The 7,331-nt window shown below is 60.9% G+C and carries 5 protein-coding genes and 1 rRNA gene; 3 read left to right on the plus strand and 3 right to left on the minus strand.

Annotation, left to right across the window (positions count from 1 at the left end; genetic code table 11):
• Positions 1-32: 32 nt before the first annotated feature.
• A complete protein-coding gene (locus ABD283_RS12165) occupies positions 33-932 on the minus strand; it encodes a hypothetical protein (RefSeq protein WP_344225268.1) in 900 nt (299 codons plus the stop codon).
• 89 nt (positions 933-1,021) lie between these two features.
• Here ABD283_RS12165 and ABD283_RS12170 point away from each other — a divergent pair, with 89 nt between their 5' ends.
• Genes ABD283_RS12170 through ABD283_RS12180 form a run of 3 tightly spaced genes read left to right on the plus strand, consistent with a single transcriptional unit; the run spans position 1,022 to position 4,419 of the window.
• Positions 1,022-1,804: an SDR family NAD(P)-dependent oxidoreductase gene (locus ABD283_RS12170; protein WP_344225269.1), complete on the plus strand. Its 783-nt coding sequence runs from the start codon at positions 1,022-1,024 to the stop codon at positions 1,802-1,804.
• A gap of 3 nt (positions 1,805-1,807) precedes the next feature.
• Positions 1,808-2,713: a lysophospholipid acyltransferase family protein gene (locus ABD283_RS12175; RefSeq protein WP_344225270.1), complete on the plus strand. Its 906-nt coding sequence runs from the start codon at positions 1,808-1,810 to the stop codon at positions 2,711-2,713.
• A 29-nt stretch (positions 2,714-2,742) separates the two neighbouring features.
• Positions 2,743-4,419, plus strand: a complete 1,677-nt coding sequence (locus ABD283_RS12180) for an FAD-binding oxidoreductase (RefSeq protein WP_344225271.1) — start codon at positions 2,743-2,745, stop codon at positions 4,417-4,419.
• A 150-nt stretch (positions 4,420-4,569) separates the two neighbouring features.
• Here the strand turns inward: ABD283_RS12180 and ABD283_RS12185 are convergent, their stop codons facing one another.
• Entirely contained in the window at positions 4,570-6,579 is a 2,010-nt protein-coding gene (locus ABD283_RS12185; protein ID WP_344225272.1) for an acetoacetate--CoA ligase, read from the minus strand.
• Between the two features lie 348 nt (positions 6,580-6,927).
• A 5S ribosomal RNA gene (gene rrf / locus ABD283_RS12190) occupies positions 6,928-7,044 on the minus strand.
• Positions 7,045-7,331: the final 287 nt, after the last annotated feature.

The following is a 7,331-nucleotide window of genomic DNA, read 5'->3' on the forward strand; positions in this document are numbered from 1 at the left end:
CGGTTGGCCACCGTCTCCTTGGGTTCAACAACTTAGAAAAGAGCGTAGCGGTTCACCACTTGATCGCGTTCGAGCGCCCTGCGCAGCGGTTCCGTACCGGCGGTCTCGTGCGTTCGTTGCAACGGTTCATCGGCTCGTTGCAGCAGTCGGCTGGTGTCGCGCACCGTGGGGCACAAGCTGACGACGAACTCTCGGAAGGCCGCTCGTGAGACACCCACCGGTCGCAGCGGATTGAAGCCGAAGGACACGTATCGGCGCGCGAAGGACGCCGCTCGGGGAGAGCGACGCACTCGCTCGCTTGTTTCCACCGCGAAGAATCGTTGGTGAACGGACTTGAGCTCAACCACGCGCCGGAGGAGGGCTGAAAGATCGGGATGGGCTGCGGCGTCGTCGAACGTCTCCAGGGCCGCTCGCACTGCGGCCTCGCGGGCCCAGCCGCGTGCCATCTGCCCGGCCACGACATCCTCGCCGAAAAGGTTGGTCCACACGGAATCCGTCATGGGGGCCAGGTTGTCGAGCGCGCGTTCCACACGATCGAGGAGCAAGTGGTCGTGTTCCACAGGGCCGGAAACATCCTGGCCGTGTGCCTCGAGAACGGCCTGATAGGCATCGGCGATCCAGTGACGTTCATAGGCCCACGTGGTGAGGAAAGCCGCGACGCGCGATTCCTTGTTCGTATAGCTGACCACCACGTGGCGGACCTGCCCCATGGTGGAGCGTTCCACGTCCCACAGGTAGCGCAGCTCTCGGAGCCGTTCCTCGCTCAACGGATTTTGGTGGAAGGCGGTCATATCGATGTCCCCGCGCAGGCTTCCCTGGGCGTCGCGGGTGAATTGTCGGACCTCGAAGGGAGTTCGTAGGACAAGTTCGTGGTCCGTGGGCCCGTACAACCTGCCCTGCCGGTGCAATGCCAGGTAGGACTCCTCTGTCACTGTCCCTCCTCGATGACTCCGAGCAAAATCTGTGCCCGCACGGGCCATGAACCCGATTCGCTACGCCTACCGTAGTGTATCTTAGTGGCATGCTTACCGCTCTTGTGACCGGTGGAACGTCAGGCCTAGGAGCCGCGTTCGCACGCTCGTTAGCCCGTGAGGGCTTCAACCTGATCCTGGTGGCCCGCAACGAGGATCGGCTCCGGGAAGTAGCCGAAGATCTGGCCGGCGAGTACAGCATTCATGTGGAGGTCATAGCGGCAGATCTGTCCGACCGTGAACACGTGGAGCGCGTTGCACAGCGCCTGGCAGACACTTCAGCCCCCGTTGATTTGCTGGTCAACAACGCCGGTTTCTCGGTGGGTACGCCCTTCTTGAGCGAAGACTTCTCCCCGCACGATGTGGGCACGGATGTCATGTGCCGCGCAGTAGCCTTGCTCTCCGGTGCCGCTGGCCGATCCATGATGCACCGTGGCACCGGTTGGATCGTCAATATCGCCTCTATCGCCGGCTGTGTGACCATGGGCCAGTATTCGTCCATCAAGGCCTATGTCACGTCCATGACCGAATCGCTGGCGGTCGAACTGCACGGAACGGGCGTGCAGGCAACCGCCGTTCTGCCCGGCTGGGTGCGCACCGAGTTCCACAGTCGCGCGGGCATCGCGGGGTCCTCGATCCCCAACTTCATGTGGCTCAACGCAGACAGCGTCGCGGATGAAGCCCTCGCCGACGTCGCTCGGGGCAAGGTCATCTCGATTCCCACCATCCGATACAAAACAGTTTTCACAGCGCTGCATCACCTGCCCCGCCCCACGGTGCGTTGGATTTCTCGGCAGGTTTCCGGGGCACGCAAGCGCGAGAAGAAGGCCTGATCCATGGCACCGCAGGACGATCAGCCGAAACCCCCTCAGGACCAGACCGACCGGTTTCGAGGGAAACACGCGCGCCGGCTCAACGAACAGCCGGGCCAGCCCAAGGAGCCGAGCGGTCGGGCACGCGGTAAGCACACCCGCCAGCCGGTCGAGCGGCCCCACATCATGGAGTCGCTGGAAGGGCCAGTTGCACAGGCCGATCCCGCTCCCCCGGCCCCGCCGGCTGAATCGGCCAAGGTAGGTACGGCCTACTACACACATACCGGCCGGAGGATCGCCCGGAAGATCGCACAAACCATCTTCTTCAAGGGTTTGGTCAATCGCCTGATCACCCGAACCAATGTGGTGGATCCCGCCGCGTTCGGTGTGAAGGGCGGCTGCGTAGTGGTGGCCAATCACTCGAGTCACCTGGATGCCCCGCTGGTCATGAGCGGGGTACCCCACTACATCTCCCGTTATCTGGCCACTGGTGTTGCCGCAGACTATTTCTTTACGGCCTGGTACAAAAAGCTGTTCACGCAGTTGATCTTCAATGCCTTCCCCATTGACCGCACCGGAACCGGGGCGAACCGCGGCCTGTCCAAGAAGTTGTTGGCCGCGGGAATCCCCATTTTGATCTTCCCCGAAGGCACACGCTCCAAGACGGGCAAGATGGCCCCCTTCAAGGTGGGCGCGGCCAGTTTGGCTCACTCGCTGGAGATACCCGTAGTGCCCGTGGCCTTGATCGGTGCCCACGAAGCCATGCCCAAGGATTCGAGCTGGCCGCGCCCCGGTAGGCCACCGGTTGTCGTTGCCGTGGGGGCGCCCCTGCGAACACGCGGAAACGAAACCGTTGCCGGGTTCAACGAACGCATCGAAGCAGCGGTTCGTGCACTGTACGCTTCGAACCGAAGCAAAATTCAAGACTGAATACCCCCGAAGAAAGAGGTCGCACAGCAGTGGCACACGTAAAACACCAGAAATGGTGGGGCTGGGGCGAAGAAGGCGTTTTCTTCAATTACGAGAACAAGCCCGCTTTTGCACCCTTCGTCAAGGAGGCCATCGGGGTGACGCTGCGTCCGCGCGAGCGGGACACCGTGGATTTCTCGACCGCGAACGTTCCCGCTTCACAAGCGCCGGACAAGATTCTCGAGCTACTGGGCAACATCAGCGGCGCGGACAACGTGAGCACCGACGACGAGCTGCGTGTGGTCCACTGGGCCGGCAAATCCGTTCTGGAACTACTCCAGACATTGCGCAACGATTTTCACCGCATCCCGGATGTCGTGATCTACCCGGGCACCGAGGACGAAGTTGCTGCGCTCATGCGCGCAGCGGTCGAGCACGATCTGGTTCTCATCCCCTTCGGTGGCGGCAGCAGCATCTCACGCAGCCTGCAGCCGGATCCTTCGGAAGATCGCTGCATTGTCTCCGTGGACCTCGGCCGTCTCAACAAGGTCCTCGAGATTGACGAAACCTCAGGGCTCGCCACCATTCAGGCCGGTGTGCTCGGCCCCGACATGGAAGAGCAGCTCAATGCTCGCGGCTGGACCCTGGGCCACTTCCCGGACTCCTTCACGTACTCCACACTGGGGGGTTGGGCCGCGACTCGCTCCTCGGGCATGCAATCGGACAAGTACGGGGACATCGCAGACATTATTCGCGGGCTTCGCATGGTGCGTGCCACCGGAACCGTGGTGCTGCGGCCCTTGCCGTCCACTTCCACGGGCCCGAGCTTGCGCGAAATGATCATCGGTTCCGAGGGGCGGTTGGGCATCATTACGGAACTGACCGTTCACGTCCATCGTTTGCCCGAGAAGCACCAGGTCATTGCTTACATGTATCCCACATGGCAGCAGGCGCTCACTGCAGTTCGACAGTTCACCGAAGCGGAGATTCCGCTCGCGTTCGCCCGTGTTTCCGATGCGCACGAGACGGCTTTCTCGCTCGCAACGCAGAAAGAGCCGACGTCGACCAAGGGCAAGCTCGCGGCCAAGGGCCAAGAGGCACTCTGGGCCGTGATGCGTAAACGCGGCTGGGACACGGACGACATGTGCATCTCTTACGTGTGTTTCGAAGGATCCCCCAAGAATGTGGAAGCGCGTAAGAAGGCGGTGTCCAGCATCGCCAAGAAGAACGGGGCCATCGTGCTCGGTTCAGGCCCCGGGGCCCTCTACGACCAGAAGAAGTTCGACACCCCCTACCTGCGCGACTTCCTGCTCGAGCAGAACACCGTGGGTGACGTGTCCGAGACGGCAGCGCCCTGGTCCAAGCTCACCACGGTCCACAAGGCCGTCTACGACGCCGCCGAACGCGCCTATGCGGCCCTGGGCAAGAAGGGGTGGATCATGTCGCACATGTCCCACTCCTACCATTCGGGAGCTTGCCTGTACTTCACGTTCGGTTACGTTTACAACGACGAGAACCCCTACGAGGAGTACCACACCGTCAAGAGTGCTATTCAGCAGGCATTCATCGACAACGGTGGCACACTGTCCCACCACCACGGTGTTGGCCTGGAGCACCAGCCGTGGATGGAGCAGGACATTTCCCCCGAGGGCGCAGACATCATGCGAGCCTTGTTCACCAGCACGGACCCCGGGAACAACCTGAACCCCGGAAAGGTCATCTCCTAACGCCGTCTCTCGACAGTCACTTGCGCTGCTCCCCTGCTGCGATCCGAAACCTTTGGTTCGTACCAGGGGAGCAGTTCGTTTCCTGAGCCACCACGGAGGCGATGACACTTGGTTGCGTTACCGCCTCAATGTGGTTTCACAGCGCCCGATTCATGCAGACGGGCGCGTTTTCCGAGCCGTGTATTCATTTGCGGTTCGGGCATACCAATCGAGGACCTCGGCATCCTCGGCGGTTGCACGATTGAGACTGCTTGGATCCGCACCCTGGAACAACTTTTTGACCGGAATCTCCAGTAGCTTGCCCGTTCGAGTCTTGGGAACGGCCGGGGCCTCAATGATTTCGTCCGGCACGTAACGCGGCGATATCTCGTCCCGAATGGCTGTCACGATCCTTGCCCGCAGCTCATCCGTGAGGTTTGTTGCGGGGTCCGGGACTACGAAGAGTGGCATGTAGTAATCACCGCCGGCCAGCTCGGCACCAATCACCATGGACGCCGACACCCCAGCCACCTGGTCCACCACGTGGGTGATGTCCGCAGAGCCCATCCGGATGCCGCCCCGATTGATCGTTGAGTCGGAGCGGCCATGCACGATGAACGGGCCATCACTCAGTTGCGTAACCCAGTCCCCGTGTCGCCACACGCCCGGGAACATGTCAAAGTACGCCGACCGATATCTCGAGCCATCGGCATCGTTCCAGAAGTACACCGGCATGCTGGGTAGCGGTTGAGCGATGACCAGCTCCCCCACCTCATCCCACACACGTTCCCCGCGAGCGTTCCAGGACTGGGCATCCACGCCCAGGTAAGGGCCCTGGATCTCACCTCGGTACACCGGCTGGTAGGGGTTCGAGCCGATGAAGGCACTGGTGATGTCAGTACCACCGGAATCAGATCCGAGCCGGACATTGTCGGACACCGACTCATATACCCAATCCCATGTGGAGTCAGGCAACGGCGACCCCGTGACCAGGATGGACTTCAACGCGGAGAAATCCTGGTGCACATTAGGAACCACGCCCGATCGTTCGATCATGGTCAGCACACCTGCTCCCGTGCCGAAGAACGTGGCTTTATTCTTGGCCACCAAGTCCAGAGACTTCTGAGGACCGCCGAATGTGGGAGCGCCGTCGTAGGTGATGATCGTGGCGCCAGTGAGAAGAATGCCAACCAACATGTTCCACACCATCCACGTGGTGGCCACCGCGAAATAGGCGACATCGGTTGGGCCCAGACCAGCATGGAGGCCCAGTGCCTTGAGAAACTCCACCACCACGCCTCCGTGCGAATGCACGATCCCCTTCGGTTTACCCGTGGTCCCGGACGAATACAGGATCCAGAGTGGATGTTCGAAGGAAACCTGCTCGTATGCGGGTTCCGCGGGTGAATTTATGATCTCCGAATAGCGCAGCGCATCAACCGGCAACTGCCCCACCCGACCGACGGGTTGTTGATCCACCACAATCAGGTGCTCCACGGTCGGCAATACGCCGCGCAGAGCCTGGTAGCTGTCGGTCATATCCCGCAGCTTGCCACCGAATTCATACCCGTCGACTGTGAAGAGGACTTTCGGTTCGATCTGGGCAAAACGATCCGCGACGCCGCCCGGGCCGAAGTCGGTGTTCACCACGGACCAGATTGCGCCCACGGACGCGGCGGCCAAGAGAGCCACGGTCGTTTCCGGAATATTCGGCAAGACGCCGGCTACGCGATCCCCGGGCACCACCCCGATCTCACGCAGTCTGCGGGCCACGGACGCAACCTGTGATTCCAGCTGACCCCACGTCAGGCGAGTGGGTTCTCCACTCTCGTGCTCGCCTCTGATGGCAACGGCTTCAGGACGCGACCGCGCAGCGCGCAGCGTGTTCTCCGCGTAGTTCAGTTTGGCACCGGGAAACCAGCGGGCGCCGGGCATCGACGCCCCATCCAAGACGACATCCGCAGACTCCGACGCAACGATGTCGAAGTAATCCCACACTCCCCGCCAGAATTCCTCGGGGTACTCCACAGACCAACTGTGCAGGGAACGAAAATCGGCTATCTGGCGTCCGTTCCTGTTCGAGACCCACCGGGCAAAGTCAAACATTCGCGACGTCTGGACGTCGTCCTGAGAGGGAGTCCACAGCGGCGTCCGTTGGCTCTGACTGTTGATGGGGTTCATGACGCATATCTCCTCAGCGCGGCGTGTCCTGGAACACACCTATTCTGCTGTACTGCGCAAGGGTCCCCGACGGCGAAACGCACATCGGAGATGAATGTTCACAAATACCACCGTGTCCTTGAGGCGACCTCCCAAACCGGCGCGGCTGTTAAACAACGAAAGCCATGGGCAGCTGCCCCGCTGATGCAGAGCAACCACTCATGGCTTCGACATGCCTGTTAAATGCGAAGAGGAGGGGTACCAGCGTGAGCCGGTACCCCTCCTCTTGGCCACCGCGCTACATAGGCGATGTTAAAAGCGTTGAGGGGACACACACCAACAGGCGTGTATCCCCTCAACTAACGTTAATTCCGGCGGTGACTTACTCTCCCACACCCTCCCGAGTGCAGTACCATCAGCGCTGTGGGCCTTAGCTTCCGGGTTCGAGATGGGACCGGGCGTTTCCCCCACGCTATAACCACCGAAAACCCAACCCCACCAACACGAGAACGTCGCGTAGTGGGAAACCTATACATCCCAACACCTAACAAGAGACCAGCCCCTGCAGTGTTGGTGGGTTCCAGTACCCCGCAACCCGAACCCCCACTCAAAAAAAAGGGGGGAACAAGACCACGGGTGTTGTGGACCATTATTCAATTACCAAACCAACCCCAGACCAGAAACACCCAACACAGGGTCTCTCCGTGGTGTTGTTGGTTGTCAACCACATAGTGAACGCGAACAACAATATTGATGATTTGTTGTGTGTGATA

The sequence above is a fragment of the Kocuria atrinae genome (genome assembly GCF_039531425.1).
GTDB lineage: Bacteria > Actinomycetota > Actinomycetes > Actinomycetales > Micrococcaceae > Kocuria > Kocuria atrinae.

Coding starts and splice junctions, on each gene's coding strand:
- ABD283_RS12170 (WP_344225269.1), top strand. CDS start 1,022: ATGCTTACCGCTCTTGTGACCGGTGGAACGTCAGGCCTAGGAGCCGCG.
- ABD283_RS12185 (WP_344225272.1), bottom strand. CDS start 6,579: ATGAACCCCATCAACAGTCAGAGCCAACGGACGCCGCTGTGGACTCCC.
- ABD283_RS12175 (WP_344225270.1), top strand. CDS start 1,808: ATGGCACCGCAGGACGATCAGCCGAAACCCCCTCAGGACCAGACCGAC.